This is a genomic window from Nitrosomonas sp. (assembly GCF_019752095.1).
Lineage (GTDB): Bacteria > Pseudomonadota > Gammaproteobacteria > Burkholderiales > Nitrosomonadaceae > Nitrosomonas.
Window position 1 is genome coordinate 32,025 of the sequence record NZ_JAIEMO010000009.1, and the last position, 15,214, is coordinate 47,238.

Genomic DNA, 15,214 nt, shown 5'->3' on the forward strand with positions numbered 1-15,214 from the left:
ACAAGGAATCCCAGGCAAACGAAAGTAACAGTACATGAAACGATCATCATGACTGTCGAGTATGATGATTTATCCATTTCGTGGAGTTTATTTATTCTCTCTATCTCAGTCATCTTACGCCAGAATGTGACTTGATCATCTTTATTGCGGTCAATTACCTCGTTTTTCCTTATTGTTCTGTAGCATCTATCCAATTGATTGTTTACTATCATGAATGCATCTTTAATTGCGGTTCGTGAATTTTCTTGGTCTTTGTCTGTAGTTGTCATTTCTTTAAATCCTCAATAAGGTTGTATGTCAGGTGCCCGCTAAAATGGGATATCCAGATCGTCGTCACCAAATCCGCTATTATTACCGCCGTCTGCGCGAGCATTGCTTGGGGTGGATTTGCTTTCAGAATCTGATTCATCTGCGTTTCCAGTTAATTTGTTTCCCAGCATCTTCATATCTTCAGCAACAATCTGCGTGGTGTACCGTTCAATGTTTTGCTTGTCAGTCCATTTCTTGGTTTCAAGGCGCCCTTCGATATAAACTGAACGGCCTTTCTTGAGATATTCACCTGCGATTTCCGCAAGCTTGCGATACATCACTACGCGATGCCATTCGGTTTTGCTCTGCTTCTCACCGTTCTTGTCTTTCCATGTGTCCGTTGTGGCCAGGGTGATTGTAGTAACCGCATCACCGTTGGGCATGTAGCGAGTTTCAGGGTCTTTCCCGAGGTTGCCTATGAGTATTACTTTATTGACTGATGCCATTTGGTGATCTCTTTATTCGTTAGCGTATTTTTTCCGGTCACCGGACTTGTGCACGTAACTTCCGACTGTTTGTGCTCTGTCATCAAGCAGCTCTTTCAGCTCGTCATCGATTCCGGTGTGTTTTTTGGGTTTATTAATCACTTGCGCTGGTTCGATTACATTTGGTTTTGATTCCTGATGCGGACTATTCTCGAGTTGAAGTATTTTATTTTTCAGTACATCTATGACCAGCTTCTTTGCAGCCGCAATTTGATCCGACTTGGCGCCTGATTCGCTGGAATCTTTTTGGTGAAAGTCAAATGCTCGGAGCGCGCGGCAGATGATTTCTTCTTTGTATAAGCGCGTTTGCGCTTTGCCGTCATTGACCTGCCTTACGAGCGACATCGCAGCTACAGACATGCTCTGGAAATCCAGCAGGCACAGTGCGCGGTATTGTTGCATCGCATAATCAGCATCGCCGCCATTAAGGATGGTAATGCAGGCAGCCAGTTTCACTGGCGCGGAGGAGTAAAATACTCTGGCCGTGCCGCAGAATTTTACCAGCTCCTTGGCGACGTCAAACAACCCAGTATTCATGAGTGGGCGCATCTGATCAATCGGTATTGTTCTGCGCTGGTTGTAATATATTTGCCCTGCAGCATTCAGGACGTCGGTTACTCGCTTGTTTTCCGCGAGAATGTCGGACATGTTGCGACGGATGCCAGTGTCGGTGACTTCATAAGCGCTCATTGACAGGCCCATGACGACAGCGCTTCTGATCGTCACTCCGGATTTAACCACGGCCATCAGTCTGTGATGTGCGTCCCTGAGTTGGCCATTTCTATCAATGCCGATGCCCTGGCTTGTGACCCGCCATTCTCCCCTGGCCATCGATCCGGCCAGGATGTCTACATGCCAAGAGCGAATCTTCCTGTTGCCGGGGCTGGTGCTCAGTAAATGCCGGGCAATGTCCGGATTGATATCCATGATGACGGATTCTTCTTGTTGCCTTTCGAAGTCAAACATTTTCAGTGGCTCCTATTATTTAATGCACTGCGCAGCAGCTGCAGCTTGCACTTCATTCAAATATGATTCACGGTCCATCTTGTCCAACCAGCTGAGCAATAACATCAGGGCAATGGCTGCAAGGATGTGAGGCACATATTTGCGTAACCAGCCAGGTTGGTTGGCGCGAAAGTCTTTGGTGTCGTATGGGATCATGATTCCTCCGTTATGGATGGATGCAGAATCAAATTAATTTTCTCGGCCAGCTGATCGATGTCGCAGTCATTGACGATGACAATGTCGCGCTCTTTATCCACGTCCATTAGTTTTGCGCTGGTGTGCGTTGTGTTGATTTCGTACGGGTTGCTCGGTCTGTGGATATGCCAGATCGTGCCGCCCTGGCTGCGGATGTAGTCGTATTCGTTTTGGAATCGCACATCGGTTGCAACGATTCCTTCAATGTAGGCGTTACCGGCTGCTGCGAGCTTGCTTAAATAATCTATTTTTCTGTCTGCAATCTTTACCCAAACGTCGCAATCGACATAATTCCTTCCCCATTCCGTTCCCAGCGTTTGCATTAGTTGCCGTGGAGATTTGTCGCATAATTCCGGTATCTGGATTTCTTTAAGATTGCGGTCAGTGAAATAACTTTTAGATACTCTGAAGCCTGCAACGAGCATATCGATCAGCGGCTCGGCAAAAGATACGCTCCGGAATTCCTGAGTTGCGCAGAGTATTTCCGCGACAGTATCCTTGCCGCAACCTGCGGGACCGTGTAGGCCGATTATTTTGATTGGTGTGTGATCCATAATTTTCCTCAAGCATCCTGATCAGTTCGCGATTATGTGCAAACTGATCAGGGGATGAATTTAATTTGCAGCGCCAAAAAATAGCGGAACGCCTGTCGCAATTTTGATTTTGTTAATCATGTTTTTTGTGGCATCTTCTAGCACTTTGTCGTTGCGTATTAATTCGTACCAGAATATCAAATTCCCTTCTTTAACGCGGTATCGTAGGCGTGCCGTGATCTGATATGCATCGCCATTCCAGAATACGGGTATGCCGATGGCGATTTTTTCAAACAGTTTCATTTGTGAGAGCGTTTGATTATCGTCGTCCTGCACAAAACTCATGTTGACTCCCCCATTTTGCAATCTGATGGCTGATTTAAATCGCATATCCTGATTGGCCTGGAATGATGTTGCCATTTCAAGCAATTGTTGGCCGGTAGGATAGCCATCAACCGCGGCGATATCTTGTAGGTTTTCTTCGATGAATAAAGCCATTGATAATTGACTTAATGGCTCCTTGTTTTTTCCGATCCATCGATCCCATTCTTCTGAGAATTCAGGCTTGTATTTGGCCGTTAGGTCTTTCCAATTTTGCGAATCGATTTCTCCAGTGTTGGGTCCGTGATCGTTAAATATGCAATTGAAATCAATTTTAGATTTGCGGTAGTCTGTGTCACAATAAATAGTTGTGAATTCCTTCTCTTTGTGCCGGTTGATGTATTCGATGAAACTATCAGCATCGTGCATCGTTACTGATCCATTCTTTCTTGCGGGAATCGACATCAGTTTTTCATCGTCACGGTCTTCCAGTTTCCAACCTGGTGGTAGTGCAACGCGGCGTGTGTTATAACGACTTGCTATTTCTATTGGCTGGATTTTAGATGCCAGGTCAACAATAGCCTGTGTTTCGCTGTTCTTGATTTCTAAGTTATCCATGATTATTTATTGACCTCTATTGTTTTTAATGGTTTGGTGGCTTCATCAACAACAGTCAGATTGAGCTTTTGTTGATGCGGGTTATCCGGGGTTAATGTGCCGTCTTCGGTGGCGAATAGCAGTGCTTCCATCGGTTCATCGGCCGGCATGTTGGCTTTGAATTTGCCGGTGATCTGCATGGCGCCATTCTTAACAATTTTCTTGACGCTGATTTTTAGATCGATGCTGCCTGGCTTTCCGGATTCGTTAACCTTTTGCACCAGCTCGGCCAGTTTGTCGCTGGCTGAGCTGATAAAGAATCCGTTTCCGATGTGGTGTAGCGTATCTGTTATGGGTTTGCTCATGATGTTTGTCCTGGTTGTCTGAATTAGTTTGTTGGATTAAGAAGCAATCTCGAACGGCTCAACAACTCTGATTCTTTTCTGTTGTTGCGCGTCTTGTTTTGGTGCGGGTGGTGTGAAGAACATAACGTTTTCTTTGCTGCAGCCGAGTTCACAAAGTGCTTTGATGATCGATGGCGCTGCGTACATTGCGCCGTCGGTTTGTTCCTCTATGCCAAGTTCCAACAGAACCTCATTGAGCGAGAAAATGTCGCCTTTCTTTTCTGCGATAAATTTTTCCAGGCGGTCATGGTATGGGTCTTGCTGTGGGTGGTCGCGGCGCATGGTTCTCAGTATGTGTTCTTGTATTTCAACGAATGCTGCGTTGATGCTGATGAACTGGATGCTGGCATCTTGCCGGTGTGGGGTAAATGGGCCGTCCTCTAGTTTCATGACTGCCAGGGTGTTATTGGGTAATGGAACGTTCAGATCGTGCTCAAATACCAGTCTTCCCGGTTGGTAAAAGTTTTGCAGTGCTTCTACTTCTTCGAGCATGAGTTTATCTTCGTAGTGATAAACGATGATTCCTGGTGAGTTGTTGTTCATGATTCCTCCTTAAACCGGGCAGATGCCCGGTATCGATTCTTGATTAATTACTTGACCGGCACGCACTCAACGTTGCCGATGACCTGAAAATTGCCGAATGTGCCGGAAAATGAGGCGGGTAAAATATTAAGCATGCCGTTTAACGCTAAGTCTTTGGCTGCGTTGCATGCGCTTAGATTATTGAACCTGGCGTTATAGTGGCTGGTGAATGGCACGTGCCATGCTTGGTTGTACATTGATGCATTGACGTGAGTGACTGATCCAATTAGCTGGTGCGGCACCACGGTTGTTGCATTCGCGGCATTAACTAAAAACGATGATGCGATCAGAATTACAAAGATAGGCAATAATTTCATTTTTATAAATCTCCAAAGTTATTTAAGTTTTTATCAACTGTCTCGGTCTAGTGAGTTTTTGTTGATGTGGCAATATTAAACAACTTGTTTAGTAATTGTCAACATAATGTTTAAATTCTGTTTAAAATATTATTCTGAGGTGGTGTTCTTGGTGAAGAAAAGTGATGGGTGTGGTGGTTTGTGGGGGGCTGCTAATTGTTGCAATTATTTATATGTGATTACATCATATGTGGTTAAATATTTGAATTTCTATATCTATAAAAAATGAGAATATATAGAGCTATCTCAGATCCCGTGAGAGACATACTTTCTTACGAAGAACGAATCGAAGGGCCAGATAGAGGGTTAATTAATTCCTGGTATGTGGGGCGGAGACTTGCATTATCTGATCCTGATATATCAGTCAAAGCCAAGAATGGAGAGCTTCCTGTGCTTGCGGTCAAGGGTGGGGTGGAGCGCAAGATTAATCAGAGTAAGATTGGATCATTGTGGTATTTGGCAACATGGCAGGGATTGCGCGGCGATGATCTTGATGTTGATCTGGATGCTGAAGTTGAGATGATGTGTTCGAGAACTGGCGTGAAAGTATTGTTTACTGGTGATATCAAGAAGCTTGGTGATATTTAGCCAATTTCCTGGATTGATTTGATCCAATGTTTTTCGGCGATTATCAGGATGGGGTGATCTTTTTCTTTTAGGCGCATGGCGTGGGCTATTTTGTGGCCGAAAGACTCGTGCACCCATGCAGGAGAACCTATCCCGCCGATGACAAGATAGTTGACCTTCTTGTTCATGGTGTCAGCGGTCATTGCGCCTAATTGTTCCGTAATCTTTTTGCAATAATTCCTGGTTCCTGAGACAAATTCTCCAGTGAAGCAGAATATATTCTGAGTGAATATCAGGGTCGGGGTATCAAACGGTAATTTCATTGTCTCGTGTTGTGCCGATCCGGTGTCAGTGAAGTGGTTTCCTGTGATTTGTTTTAGTGTATCCAATAGATTGTGTCGATCTTCATCGGTGATGATGCCGTCCTCCAGAATATTCCTGACGCGCTTGGAGATAATTGAGCCTGGCCAGACGTTAGACACCGAGTTGTATTCTGTTAGCCAAGTATTCAAGAAGTGCACCTCGTTGTCACTGATGTAATTATCTGCGGCGATTCCTGTGCATATTCCAAGCAGCGTTTGCATTGACTTGGTGAGTTGGCGATTAGCTATACTTTTGAGAGCGGCTGAATCATTTCCTTCGTAGGCCATAATTACCCTTTTTTACATTTGCAAATTTCTATTTCACACCAATCTCTTAGCATTTTGATGTTGTCATTTTTTGCCGTCGGCGGATGCCTTGTTGAGGAGGTAATGAGCAAGATTCTCGCTAACATCTTTAACTTGGCGAAAGTCGTCATCCGGCAGTATTTTTAATAATTCTGTAATTTCAGATATTTCTTGATCTCTCTTGGTGGCTAATTTTGCGGGTTCGTTAAGGTGCATTTCTCCTTTTTTATCTTTTAGCCACCTCGGATTGCAATCATATTTGTCAGATAGCCCGTCAATTTCTTTTGGCGGTATTCCTCGCTTACTCCAGTTGTATAGTACCTGGTGATCCCTTTCCATATGGCGAGCTAAATCGGCTGTCGTCTCTATGGAAGCATACTTTGCGTTGGCCGCAATCATCAATCTTCCGAATTGTGTTTGATCGTTGAATTCCTTCATTACATAAGTCTATTAAGATTAAACAGAATGTTGTTAAACAAATTGTTTGCAAATATTAAACAAACTGTTTAATATATTAACCATGAAGAATAATAATCATCACTCAAAACTAATTGATGATCTCGGCGGGCCAACAGTGCTCGCAGAGAAGCTCGGTTACGATAAAAAAAATGGTGGTGTGCAGCGGGTATCCAATTGGAGATATCGCGGCATACCGGCTGCGGTTATTTTGAAAAATCAGCACATATTTTCGCTAACCGGCAACAGCAATGATCAGACCAAAAACAATCAACACCAAAACCAACTTATCGACACTGCAGGTTAATAACTTTAGAGAGATAACCATGATTACAAAAACAGAAGCTCAATATTCAACAGGTAAAGAGAAAGAATTCATCGAGAGCATTGGCAGTTTTTCCAATTGCGGCAAGACACGAAAGGATTTATTGATTGGATATTTGAAAGCATCTCATAAGCCCAAAGATTGGGGTTCGGTCAATAGAGATGAGGTGATTGCTTTTGCTACACGAAAATTGAGCGTTCTCTGCCTAGATGAGTTTGATCCTATGGTATTTAGGGAGCAAGAAACAGAATCAAGCGTTGCGGCCATCTAGGTTGCTAGAGATCATGAGTTTTCATAGGCCCTCCTTATTTTATGAAAACACCGCACCATCCTGTGCGCAGCGTATCGCGCATAGTCGGAAGGATGGATTAATTCTGTGAATAAAAACAAATCAAAGATTGATTTCAAACTCATTGCCGATGCTGCCTTGGGCAGTGCCAGGCGTTTGCTCAAAGAGTGGATTCCGGGTGGTGATTGGAGTGGGGATGAATACAAGCCGCGGAATCCTACGCGCGATGATAAGCGGCCAGGTTCTTTCGTCATCAATGTTCGCACGGGTAAATGGATTGATAATGCTACCAGTGACGCTGGTGGCGATCTGGTCAGTTTGTATGCGTATATTAATTTTTGCGATCAGATCTCAGCAGCGCGAGCGGTGGCAGTATTCGTCGGCATCCAGATCGATGATGATAATCGTGTAACCCTCCCTCCTAAGCCTAAAAAACCTCCGCAACCAAAGCCAGAGAGCGATATTTCAGAGCATCGCAAGTCGCCTTGGATGCCGGTCATGCCTGTGCCTGATGATGCTCCGGTGCCGCCGGTTGCGCATTATGTTCGTGGTAAGTCGGATGTTGTTTATACCTATCGTGATGTTGATGAGCGTGTGAATGGTTATGTTTATCGATTCACGACATCTGACGGCGGAAAAGAGACTTTGCCTGTTTGTTTTTGCCGCAATCGTGATACAGGTGCCACTGATTGGCGGTGGATGGCTTTTTCTGATCATGCCAGGCCGTTGTATGGTTTGCATCGTTTAGGTGGTCACAAGCTTCCTGTTTTGCTGGTTGAGGGTGAGAAGTGCGTTGATATAGCAGCTGGTGAGCTTAACGAGTTATTCGATGTAATCAGTTGGCAAGGTGGCACGAAGGCGATTCATAAGACGGATTGGCGTCCATTGGTCGGCAGAAAGATATTCGCATGGGCTGATTGTGATTCCAAGCGCAGGAAACTGACTTCGGATGAGAAAGCTGCGGGTGTTGATCCTGATATTGTTCCGTTGTTACCCGAGGCTGATCAGCCAGGGATGCGAGCAATGCGCGAGATTCATAAGCTTTTGCTGGATATTGATCCCAATATTGATTTTAATTTTGTTGATATTCCGAAGCCTGGTGATAAGCCGGATGGTTGGGATATTGCGGATGCGGTTGCTGATGGCATGGATGGCGGTGAGCTTGATTCGTTTATCCGCAATGTTCGAAAGAAGCCTGAGAAGGTAAGTAATTCAAGTTCAAACAATACTTTGTTCGTCAAGAATGGCAGTGTAGTTGCTTGCCATTGGAATATTTACGACATTTTGAGCACCGATGATCGTTGGAGTGGTGTTCTTGCGTTCAATGAGTTTTCTTATGTGGTGAGCAAGCTTAAACCTCCGCCGTATGAAACGGGCAGGGTTGGCGAGTGGGATGATACGGATGATGTGCAAACATCGATGTGGCTCACTCGTGAGTATGGTTTTGCTCCTAAGCCTTTGCAGATACGTGAGGCCGCCGAAGCGCTGGCGCATGCTAATGGATTCCATCCGGTTCGTGATTATTTGCGTTCTTTGAAGTGGGATGGTGTGCCGCGAGCTGATGATTGGATTTGCGATTATATCGGCGCTCCAAAGTCTGCTTATGTGATGCGCGTTTCCCGTTGGTTTTTGATGGGTATGGTGGCGCGCGTTATGGAGCCTGGCGTTAAGTTTGATTGTTGCCTGGTGCTTGAGGGTAGCCAGGGAAGGCGTAAATCGTCGATGTTGCGCGTTTTGGCGGGTGATTGGTTCGGTGATACTGATCTTGATCTGAACAGCAAGGATTCAATGAATTCGATTCGCGGCAAGTGGTTGTATGAATTCGCTGAGCTGGGTTCTCTGGCTCGTGCTGAGGCTACCAGGCAGAAATCTTTTTTATCCCGCCAGGTTGATATATACCGGCCTCCTTTTGGGCGCGGTGATATCCGCAGTGCGCGCCAGCTTGTGTTCGGTGGAACCACCAACGATTGGGCGTGGAACAAGGATGAGACGGGCGGTCGACGATTTTGGCCGATTGAGTGCAAGTCTGATATCGATTGCGATGGTTTGGCTGCTGTGAGGGATCAGTTGTTTGCTGAGGTGTTTGAGTTATACAAGCAGGGCAAGAGGTTCTGGCCGACTTCCGAGGAGCAGCGGGAGATATTTGATCCTGAGCAGATCAAGCGGCATCAGACGGATGGTTATGTCGAGATTCTTTCTGGTTTTGTTAATCAACAGGTTTCTTTATTCAAGATGACGGATGCTGCCGAGTATTTGAAGATCGATGCGGCAAGGTTGTCTCGTGATCATCAGACGCGGATCGGCAAGGCATTGACTGCCTTGGGCTGTGTTCGTGTCGAAAAAAGGGCAAATGTGGTCAGGTTTTGGTATCAGCCGCCGGTTACTCCAGGCGGAACTGGGGACAAGGATGACCATATTGAAGGGGGTGCTGATGGCATCGACTTCTAAAAACTTCCATACCTCACGCGAGGTATGGAACAAGTATGGAACCTGGAAAGGCGCATGGACATTAGTTGTTCCATACCTTCCATACCTTCCATACTTACCCCGCGCACACACGTATGCACACACGCGCGTACGTGCGCGCGCGTATACGTATATTTTAAATTCCAGTATGGAAGGTATGGAAGTATGGAAGTGCCGCATGAATAAAGGCTCTCCAACTTCCACACCTGTTCCATACCTGCATTGAGGTGTGGAAGTCGTGAAAAAGGATGAGGTCAGGCGGTTGTTTCCAGAGTGTGTGGCTTTTGCTGATGTGTGCCGGGAGGTGTTTGGCGATGGAGTGAAGCTGGTCTATGCCGAAGAGAATGGAAGATCGATCGGCAATCGGTCTGAGCATGATCCTGAGTCGGTTGTGAACTTGAAGGATATGGTTTTGGATTCAAGGCCAATGGGCGAGATTATCGCAGAGAGGGATAAACGTCGTGCGAAGTAATGCGGTACCACATTTCTTTTACGGTGATCCGGCTGATGTTGTTGAGCGTTTGCAGTTGAATGATCTTGGGTGCCGTGCTTGTGTGTCGCACAAGGTTGTGTTTGATCGTGTGGTTTGTAGCGACGTAAGGAATGAGCGTCAGGCTGGTGTGCCAAGGATTGGGCATCGTTGCCGATGGTTTAGTGATCAATAACGGAGGATGTGCAATGGATAGATCAAAGTTAGAGATGTTCGATAGTTCTATTGTTACTTCACGATTGGTTCGTTGGGGTGCTTGGAAGTTAAACAGTTGCGTTGCTCTTGGTTATCCGTCGATGTCTACCTTTATGAAAATGACTCCTAGTGCATCGATGTCTACCATCCAGGATGAGATTGATTCTGAGTGCAAACAAACTAACGAGTCTGTGTTGCAGTTGAATGATCTTCATCAATTAATTATAAGAAATGAATATGTGTTGTATTCTGATAGAAAAGCTGTTGAAAGGGCTGCTATTACTGGGTTTAAGAAGCGTCAATACTATGATCATTTGAAGTGTGCTCACATAGAGATTGCAAAGAGATTAAACTTATTGTTGATTAGCCCGCACACTTCTGGTATAAATGTGCTAAGTGTTTCAGAAATGCGTCTAGCATAACTAAATAATTAGGTAAGAAACGAAGCCAGCCATTGCGAGCTGGCTTTTTTTATGTCCAAAGCACGTAAATATGATGATAGAGAATCATCTGCAAAGCGCGGATATGGTTACAAGTGGCAACAGGCAAGGGAAGGTTTCCTTAAGAAACATCCATTGTGTGTTGATCATGAATCACGGGGTCAAGTTGTAGCTGCAAAGATTGTTGATCACATAGTTCCGCATCGCGGCGATATGAAATTGTTTTGGGATAGAAGCAATTGGCAATCTTTGTGCAAGACATGTCATGACAGCCACAAGCAGCGTATAGAGAAATCAGGTGTAGATGCCGGGTGCAACACAAATGGCATGCCGATAGGTAAGAATCACCACTGGAATTTGTGACTGGGGGCGGGTTAAAAGTCTACAGCTTTTACGCTCAAGACCGTTCGCTTAAATTTGTTTGCAGAAAATTGAATTAAAGGTAGGGGGGGTCAAGATTTTGACTCACAATTTATATGAAGCCAGGACCAATACCAAAGAAAAATAACGTCACAGAGCTGAAAACATCAGGAGACAACAAACCAAAATTTGTTGCTCCGGAATGTCCAAGTCATCTGAACGGATCTTCCCGTAAGGAATGGTTGCGGATCATTGTGCTTCTGGAAAAATATAAACTGATTACTGATATCGACACTGCGGCGCTTGCTCTTTATTGTGCATCATATGGACGGTGGCAGGATGCAGAAAAGAAGATTCATGAGATGAAAGAAAAGGGCGGTGATGGGTTGATTGTTAAATCACCATCTGGATATCCGATACAAAACCCTTATCTGTCCATAGCAAATCGAGCGATGGAAGATTGTTATAAATACTTACAGCAATTCGGATTATCACCATCGGCGCGCACACGTGTAACGCCAGGTGTGAATGGCGACTTATTTAATGAACCTGGTCAAAAATACTTCACGTGATCCAGTAACAACATACGCCAGGAAAGTAGTCCAGGGGAAGATCATAGCAGGTGAGCCGGTAAGGGCAGCATGCCAGAGACATTTGGACGATCTTGAAACAGCCGCACAGCGCGGCTTTTTTTTCGACCTGGAAAAGGTCAGGCGGGTTGTTGGATTTTTCCGTGATGTGCTAAAGCTCAATGGCGGTGATTATGAAGGTGAGCCATACAACTTACTAGATTGGCAAGCATTCATCGTTGGTAGTTTGTTCGGATGGGTTGATTCAGAAGGATTGCGTAGATTCAGAGTGGCTTTCATGGAAACCGGGAAAGGTTCCGGAAAATCACCGATGATTGCAGGGATCGGACTATATGGCCTGGTTGCAGATGGTGAGCAGCGCGCGGAAGTTTATGCCGCTGCGACAAAGAAAGATCAGGCAATGGTACTGTTTCGAGATGCGGTTGCCATGGTTAATCAATCGCCGATTCTATCCAAAACGCTCAAGAAAAGCGGATTAGGTGATCAAGTATGGAACCTGTCATATTTAAAGAATAATAGTTTCTTCAAACCGATATCGTCGGATGATGGACAGTCAGGTCCTAGACCGCATATAGGATTGATCGACGAGGTTCACGAACACAAGACTGCACATGCAATAGACATGATGCGCGCAGGTTTCAAGTTCAGAAATCAACCGATGATTGTGATGATCACGAACAGTGGCTCTGACAAGAAAACACCGTGCGGAATACATCACGATTATGCGATAGAAGTCGCAACAGGTAGACGCGTAGATGATGAGTTCTTTGCATATGTTTGTGCGTTGGATGAAGGTGATGATCCGTTCCAGGACAAGAAGTGCTGGCACAAGGTTAATCCAAGTCTGAGGTTTGGGCTTCCCACCAAGCGTTATCTGATGGGTCAAGTCAAAGACGCCAAAGGTATGCCAAGCAAAGAAGCTATTGTGCGGAGGCTGAATTTCTGCCAGTGGACAGAAGCAAAGAGTCCTTGGATATCGCGTGATGTCTGGACGAACGCTCGCAAGGTTTATGACTGGCGCGATTTACAAGGGCGCAAAGCATACGGCGGCCTTGATCTTGGTTCAACCACTGATCTTACTGGATTAGTGTTATGGGTTGAGCCCGTTTCACCAGGAGAACCGTGGCACATTGTTCCATTCGCCTGGTTGCCTGAAGATGGTCTTGGTCAGAAAGAAGAGCTAGATCGCGTGCCATATTTTGCGTGGAAAACAGCAGGATTCTTGGAAACAACGCCAGGAAGAGCGATCAGCAAGCGGTTTATTCTGCAGCGCATTGTTGAATTGCAGGACTGCTTCGATATTCAGTGCATCGCATACGACCGTTGGCGCATGGAAGATCTGATCCAGATGGCATCGGATGACGGCTATAACCTACCTGAATTAGTTCCATTCGGTCAAGGGTACAAGGACATGAGTCCGGCTCTTGAGATGTTCGAGACAGCGTTGCTGAATAATGAAATTGTTCATAACGGACACCCAATCATGACGATGTGTGCAGCCAATTCAGTCACTGCACAAGACCCTGCCGGGAATCGTAAGTTAGACAAGGTAAAGGCAACCGGGCGCATCGATCTGATGGTTGCTGCTGTGATGGGCGCAGGTGTTGCTTTAACAGCTGTTAGAGAAATTGACATAGACGAATTTATAAATAGGCCAATCATCGCATGAGTCCATTCAAAGCTGTATACAGATGGTTTGGATTTGGTGGGAATGCTCTAGGCCAGTCAAATGGCGTTCAGGTTTCATCACCATCAACAAGTTTGGTTGAAGATTCAAAGACCATTGGAACAGATTCTGCGCTGCAAATATCATCGGTATGGAGAGCAGTTGAAATAATAGCAAAGACGGTTGCGACATTGCCTTTGATGGTTTACGAGAGCAAAAAAGGGATGCGCGAATTAGCTCGTGATTCAGATTTATGGAATTTATTCCACGAATCTCCAAATGCTCGCATGACTCCGGCAGAGTTTTGGACGGCCATGATGATGAATCTTTTGTTGCGTGGCAATGCTTATGCCAGGATCGATAGATCGTCTAATGGGAACGCATACGCACTGTGGCCAATGCCAGCAGATCAAGTTGATATGCGCGTTAATGATGATGGAACTGTCTTGTATTACTACAGCGTCAACAATGACCTGGCCGTGCTTTCAGATGAAAGCGTTCTGCATCTTAAAGAGATGGGAAACGGCACTACTGGACTGTCGCGTCTTGAATATATGCGCGCAACAACAACAGAAGCAAGTAATTCTCAATCATCTGCTACCAAGCTATTCACGAACGGCGGAAAGCCTACCGGCATATTGATGGTGGATAAGCTATTGAATAAGGAGCAGAGAGCCGCGATTCAGGGAAATTTTTCCGAAATGGCATCTGGCAGCACATCGAGATTGTTCGTCCTTGAAGCGGATATGAAATATCAGCAGATCAATCTCACTCCTGAAGATATGCAGTTGTTGGATACCAGAAGATATGGCGTAGAGGAAATTGGTCGTTGGTTTGGTGTTCCAGGCGAAATGATGAATGCTGCGAATGTCTCAAAATTTGGCTCGGGAGTTGGGGAAACGATTGAAGGGTTTCATAAATTCACTTTGCGTCCCTGCTTGGTAAGTATCGAGCAAGCCATTAGGAAAAGAATACTGACATCTAAGCAAAGGGTTTCTATGACGGTTGAATTCAATCTGGATGCATTATTAAGGTCTAGTTTGAAAGATCGGATGGAGATATACGCAAAAGGCGCACAGAACGGCATCAAGACACGCAACGAATGCAGACAGTTGGAGAATGATCCGCCGATTCAAGGCGGTGATGGACTAACGGTTCAATCTAACCTGATCGATATCAAAGATATTGGCAAGAATCTAAGAGGAGTACAGCAGAATGTTGGCACACAAGACACTATCGCTCAGTAACTGCCAGATCAAAACTGACGGAGAAGAAGGCTCATTCAGCGGATACGCTTCTGTATTCGGCCTGGTCGATACTTATGGCGACACTATTCTTCCTGGTGCGTACAAAGAAACCCTGCAGAAGAACGGGTTCCCTAAAATGTTTTTGATGCATAACTCGTTCGATCTGCCAATTGGGAAATGGAAATCTGTCAGTGAAGATGATTATGGCCTTCATGTAGAGGGTGAGTTGACGATGGGTATGAGCAGGGCAAATGATGCGTATGCGGCCATGAAACATGGAACCCTTGACGGATTGTCGATTGGATACATGCTTAAGAAAGGTGATTACACGCCATCTGTGGAAGTTGAGGGCGGAAGGATTATCAAGAACGTGTCTTTATTGGGCGAAATCAGCCCGGTTGTTTTCCCTGCTGACAGTTCGGCGCGTATCGATCTGTCGTCAGTGAAGAGCGAAATATCTGAAATTGAAACAATAAGAGATTTTGAATACTTTCTGCGGGATGCAGGGGGGTTCAGTAAAGGGCTGACAAACGCACTGATCAGCCGCGCTCGTGTTTTGTTTGGTCGTCGGGATGACGGTCAAGATGAAATCGACGCGAAATCAGCACAGGTGCTTAATGAAGCGCTCGAACGTATCAAGCGAGCAATCCCAACTACCCTTTAGGAAA

General features: G+C 45.4%; 23 protein-coding genes. 13 read left to right on the plus strand and 10 right to left on the minus strand.

Annotated elements, in window-relative coordinates; genetic code table 11:
- Positions 1 to 308: 308 nt before the first annotated feature.
- From K2Q13_RS03915 to K2Q13_RS03950, 8 genes are read right to left on the minus strand one after another with little or no spacing between them, the layout of a single operon-like run.
- The gene (locus tag K2Q13_RS03915) at positions 309 to 755 is read right to left on the minus strand and encodes a single-stranded DNA-binding protein (RefSeq protein ID WP_292919357.1); all 447 of its coding nucleotides are present in this window, start codon (positions 753 to 755) and stop codon (positions 309 to 311) included.
- Between the two features lie 12 nt (positions 756 to 767).
- Complete coding sequence (locus K2Q13_RS03920) at positions 768 to 1,760, minus strand: hypothetical protein (RefSeq protein ID WP_292919358.1); 993 nt, start codon at positions 1,758 to 1,760, stop codon at positions 768 to 770.
- A gap of 15 nt (positions 1,761 to 1,775) precedes the next feature.
- Complete coding sequence (locus K2Q13_RS03925) at positions 1,776 to 1,955, minus strand: hypothetical protein (protein ID WP_292919359.1); 180 nt, start codon at positions 1,953 to 1,955, stop codon at positions 1,776 to 1,778.
- A complete protein-coding gene (locus K2Q13_RS03930) occupies positions 1,952 to 2,548 on the minus strand; it encodes a hypothetical protein (RefSeq protein ID WP_292919360.1) in 597 nt (198 codons plus the stop codon). The genes K2Q13_RS03925 and K2Q13_RS03930 overlap by 4 nt, the downstream gene beginning before the upstream one ends.
- 60 nt (positions 2,549 to 2,608) lie before the next feature.
- Positions 2,609 to 3,466, minus strand: a complete 858-nt coding sequence (locus tag K2Q13_RS03935; protein WP_292919361.1) for a DUF2303 family protein — start codon at positions 3,464 to 3,466, stop codon at positions 2,609 to 2,611.
- Positions 3,467 to 3,468: 2 nt separating this feature from the next.
- Positions 3,469 to 3,810 (minus strand): hypothetical protein, encoded by a 342-nt coding sequence (locus tag K2Q13_RS03940; protein WP_292919362.1) that lies wholly within the window; start codon positions 3,808 to 3,810, stop codon positions 3,469 to 3,471.
- A 36-nt stretch (positions 3,811 to 3,846) separates the two neighbouring features.
- Complete coding sequence (locus K2Q13_RS03945) at positions 3,847 to 4,392, minus strand: hypothetical protein (RefSeq protein ID WP_292919363.1); 546 nt, start codon at positions 4,390 to 4,392, stop codon at positions 3,847 to 3,849.
- Positions 4,393 to 4,439: 47 nt separating this feature from the next.
- The gene (locus tag K2Q13_RS03950) at positions 4,440 to 4,748 is read right to left on the minus strand and encodes a hypothetical protein (RefSeq protein WP_292919364.1); all 309 of its coding nucleotides are present in this window, start codon (positions 4,746 to 4,748) and stop codon (positions 4,440 to 4,442) included.
- Between the two features lie 294 nt (positions 4,749 to 5,042).
- On the opposite strand from K2Q13_RS03950, the gene K2Q13_RS03955 reads away from it, so the two are divergent.
- Positions 5,043 to 5,375, plus strand: a complete 333-nt coding sequence (locus K2Q13_RS03955) for a hypothetical protein (RefSeq protein ID WP_292919365.1) — start codon at positions 5,043 to 5,045, stop codon at positions 5,373 to 5,375.
- Here the strand turns inward: K2Q13_RS03955 and K2Q13_RS03960 are convergent.
- Together K2Q13_RS03960 and K2Q13_RS03965 are read right to left on the minus strand one after the other, a co-directional pair.
- Positions 5,372 to 6,004, minus strand: a complete 633-nt coding sequence (locus K2Q13_RS03960; RefSeq protein WP_292919366.1) for a BRCT domain-containing protein — start codon at positions 6,002 to 6,004, stop codon at positions 5,372 to 5,374. The genes K2Q13_RS03955 and K2Q13_RS03960 overlap by 4 nt on opposite strands.
- 63 nt (positions 6,005 to 6,067) lie before the next feature.
- The gene (locus K2Q13_RS03965; protein WP_292919367.1) at positions 6,068 to 6,460 is read right to left on the minus strand and encodes a hypothetical protein; all 393 of its coding nucleotides are present in this window, start codon (positions 6,458 to 6,460) and stop codon (positions 6,068 to 6,070) included.
- Between the two features lie 82 nt (positions 6,461 to 6,542).
- On the opposite strand from K2Q13_RS03965, the gene K2Q13_RS03970 reads away from it, so the two are divergent.
- The 12 genes from K2Q13_RS03970 to K2Q13_RS04025 all read left to right on the plus strand — a co-directional run bounded on the left by K2Q13_RS03970 (position 6,543) and on the right by K2Q13_RS04025 (position 15,210).
- Positions 6,543 to 6,785 (plus strand): hypothetical protein, encoded by a 243-nt coding sequence (locus K2Q13_RS03970; protein ID WP_292919368.1) that lies wholly within the window; start codon positions 6,543 to 6,545, stop codon positions 6,783 to 6,785.
- A gap of 19 nt (positions 6,786 to 6,804) precedes the next feature.
- The gene (locus K2Q13_RS03975) at positions 6,805 to 7,074 is read left to right on the plus strand and encodes a hypothetical protein (protein ID WP_292919369.1); all 270 of its coding nucleotides are present in this window, start codon (positions 6,805 to 6,807) and stop codon (positions 7,072 to 7,074) included.
- 105 nt (positions 7,075 to 7,179) lie between these two features.
- Positions 7,180 to 9,540, plus strand: a complete 2,361-nt coding sequence (locus K2Q13_RS03980) for a VapE domain-containing protein (protein WP_292919370.1) — start codon at positions 7,180 to 7,182, stop codon at positions 9,538 to 9,540.
- Positions 9,524 to 9,784, plus strand: a complete 261-nt coding sequence (locus tag K2Q13_RS03985) for a hypothetical protein (RefSeq protein ID WP_292919371.1) — start codon at positions 9,524 to 9,526, stop codon at positions 9,782 to 9,784. Before K2Q13_RS03980 ends, K2Q13_RS03985 begins: the two co-directional genes overlap by 17 nt.
- Before the next feature lie 36 nt (positions 9,785 to 9,820).
- Positions 9,821 to 10,030 (plus strand): hypothetical protein, encoded by a 210-nt coding sequence (locus tag K2Q13_RS03990; protein WP_292919372.1) that lies wholly within the window; start codon positions 9,821 to 9,823, stop codon positions 10,028 to 10,030.
- Positions 10,020 to 10,223 (plus strand): hypothetical protein, encoded by a 204-nt coding sequence (locus K2Q13_RS03995; RefSeq protein WP_292919373.1) that lies wholly within the window; start codon positions 10,020 to 10,022, stop codon positions 10,221 to 10,223. The genes K2Q13_RS03990 and K2Q13_RS03995 overlap by 11 nt, the downstream gene beginning before the upstream one ends.
- Positions 10,224 to 10,236: 13 nt before the next feature.
- Positions 10,237 to 10,665 carry a hypothetical protein gene (locus K2Q13_RS04000; RefSeq protein ID WP_292919374.1) on the plus strand — a complete coding sequence of 143 codons (429 nt, stop codon included), beginning with the start codon at positions 10,237 to 10,239 and terminating at the stop codon, positions 10,663 to 10,665.
- A 51-nt stretch (positions 10,666 to 10,716) separates the two neighbouring features.
- Positions 10,717 to 11,046: an HNH endonuclease signature motif containing protein gene (locus tag K2Q13_RS04005; protein WP_292919375.1), complete on the plus strand. Its 330-nt coding sequence runs from the start codon at positions 10,717 to 10,719 to the stop codon at positions 11,044 to 11,046.
- Between the two features lie 113 nt (positions 11,047 to 11,159).
- Complete coding sequence (locus K2Q13_RS04010) at positions 11,160 to 11,615, plus strand: phage terminase small subunit P27 family (protein WP_292919376.1); 456 nt, start codon at positions 11,160 to 11,162, stop codon at positions 11,613 to 11,615.
- Positions 11,587 to 13,302 (plus strand): terminase TerL endonuclease subunit, encoded by a 1,716-nt coding sequence (locus tag K2Q13_RS04015; protein WP_292919377.1) that lies wholly within the window; start codon positions 11,587 to 11,589, stop codon positions 13,300 to 13,302. Before K2Q13_RS04010 ends, K2Q13_RS04015 begins: the two co-directional genes overlap by 29 nt.
- A complete protein-coding gene (locus K2Q13_RS04020; RefSeq protein ID WP_292919378.1) occupies positions 13,299 to 14,546 on the plus strand; it encodes a phage portal protein in 1,248 nt (415 codons plus the stop codon). The genes K2Q13_RS04015 and K2Q13_RS04020 overlap by 4 nt, the downstream gene beginning before the upstream one ends.
- A complete protein-coding gene (locus K2Q13_RS04025) occupies positions 14,515 to 15,210 on the plus strand; it encodes an HK97 family phage prohead protease (RefSeq protein ID WP_292919379.1) in 696 nt (231 codons plus the stop codon). The genes K2Q13_RS04020 and K2Q13_RS04025 overlap by 32 nt, the downstream gene beginning before the upstream one ends.
- The last annotated feature ends 4 nt before the right edge of the window (positions 15,211 to 15,214 follow it).

What these genes read in the sequence shown, in the direction of transcription:
- K2Q13_RS03945 (WP_292919363.1), bottom strand. Translation starts at nt 4,392, where the DNA reads ATGAACAACAACTCACCAGGAATCATCGTTTATCACTACGAAGATAAA.
- K2Q13_RS03985 (WP_292919371.1), top strand. Translation starts at nt 9,524, where the DNA reads ATGGCATCGACTTCTAAAAACTTCCATACCTCACGCGAGGTATGGAAC.
- K2Q13_RS03920 (WP_292919358.1), bottom strand. Translation starts at nt 1,760, where the DNA reads ATGTTTGACTTCGAAAGGCAACAAGAAGAATCCGTCATCATGGATATC.
- K2Q13_RS03940 (WP_292919362.1), bottom strand. Translation starts at nt 3,810, where the DNA reads ATGAGCAAACCCATAACAGATACGCTACACCACATCGGAAACGGATTC.
- K2Q13_RS03930 (WP_292919360.1), bottom strand. Translation starts at nt 2,548, where the DNA reads ATGGATCACACACCAATCAAAATAATCGGCCTACACGGTCCCGCAGGT.
- K2Q13_RS03925 (WP_292919359.1), bottom strand. Translation starts at nt 1,955, where the DNA reads ATGATCCCATACGACACCAAAGACTTTCGCGCCAACCAACCTGGCTGG.
- K2Q13_RS04000 (WP_292919374.1), top strand. Translation starts at nt 10,237, where the DNA reads ATGGATAGATCAAAGTTAGAGATGTTCGATAGTTCTATTGTTACTTCA.
- K2Q13_RS04010 (WP_292919376.1), top strand. Translation starts at nt 11,160, where the DNA reads ATGAAGCCAGGACCAATACCAAAGAAAAATAACGTCACAGAGCTGAAA.
- K2Q13_RS03915 (WP_292919357.1), bottom strand. Translation starts at nt 755, where the DNA reads ATGGCATCAGTCAATAAAGTAATACTCATAGGCAACCTCGGGAAAGAC.
- K2Q13_RS03965 (WP_292919367.1), bottom strand. Translation starts at nt 6,460, where the DNA reads ATGAAGGAATTCAACGATCAAACACAATTCGGAAGATTGATGATTGCG.
- K2Q13_RS04025 (WP_292919379.1), top strand. Translation starts at nt 14,515, where the DNA reads ATGTTGGCACACAAGACACTATCGCTCAGTAACTGCCAGATCAAAACT.
- K2Q13_RS04020 (WP_292919378.1), top strand. Translation starts at nt 13,299, where the DNA reads ATGAGTCCATTCAAAGCTGTATACAGATGGTTTGGATTTGGTGGGAAT.
- K2Q13_RS03970 (WP_292919368.1), top strand. Translation starts at nt 6,543, where the DNA reads ATGAAGAATAATAATCATCACTCAAAACTAATTGATGATCTCGGCGGG.
- K2Q13_RS03960 (WP_292919366.1), bottom strand. Translation starts at nt 6,004, where the DNA reads ATGGCCTACGAAGGAAATGATTCAGCCGCTCTCAAAAGTATAGCTAAT.
- K2Q13_RS03950 (WP_292919364.1), bottom strand. Translation starts at nt 4,748, where the DNA reads ATGAAATTATTGCCTATCTTTGTAATTCTGATCGCATCATCGTTTTTA.
- K2Q13_RS04015 (WP_292919377.1), top strand. Translation starts at nt 11,587, where the DNA reads ATGAACCTGGTCAAAAATACTTCACGTGATCCAGTAACAACATACGCC.
- K2Q13_RS04005 (WP_292919375.1), top strand. Translation starts at nt 10,717, where the DNA reads ATGTCCAAAGCACGTAAATATGATGATAGAGAATCATCTGCAAAGCGC.
- K2Q13_RS03975 (WP_292919369.1), top strand. Translation starts at nt 6,805, where the DNA reads ATGATTACAAAAACAGAAGCTCAATATTCAACAGGTAAAGAGAAAGAA.
- K2Q13_RS03935 (WP_292919361.1), bottom strand. Translation starts at nt 3,466, where the DNA reads ATGGATAACTTAGAAATCAAGAACAGCGAAACACAGGCTATTGTTGAC.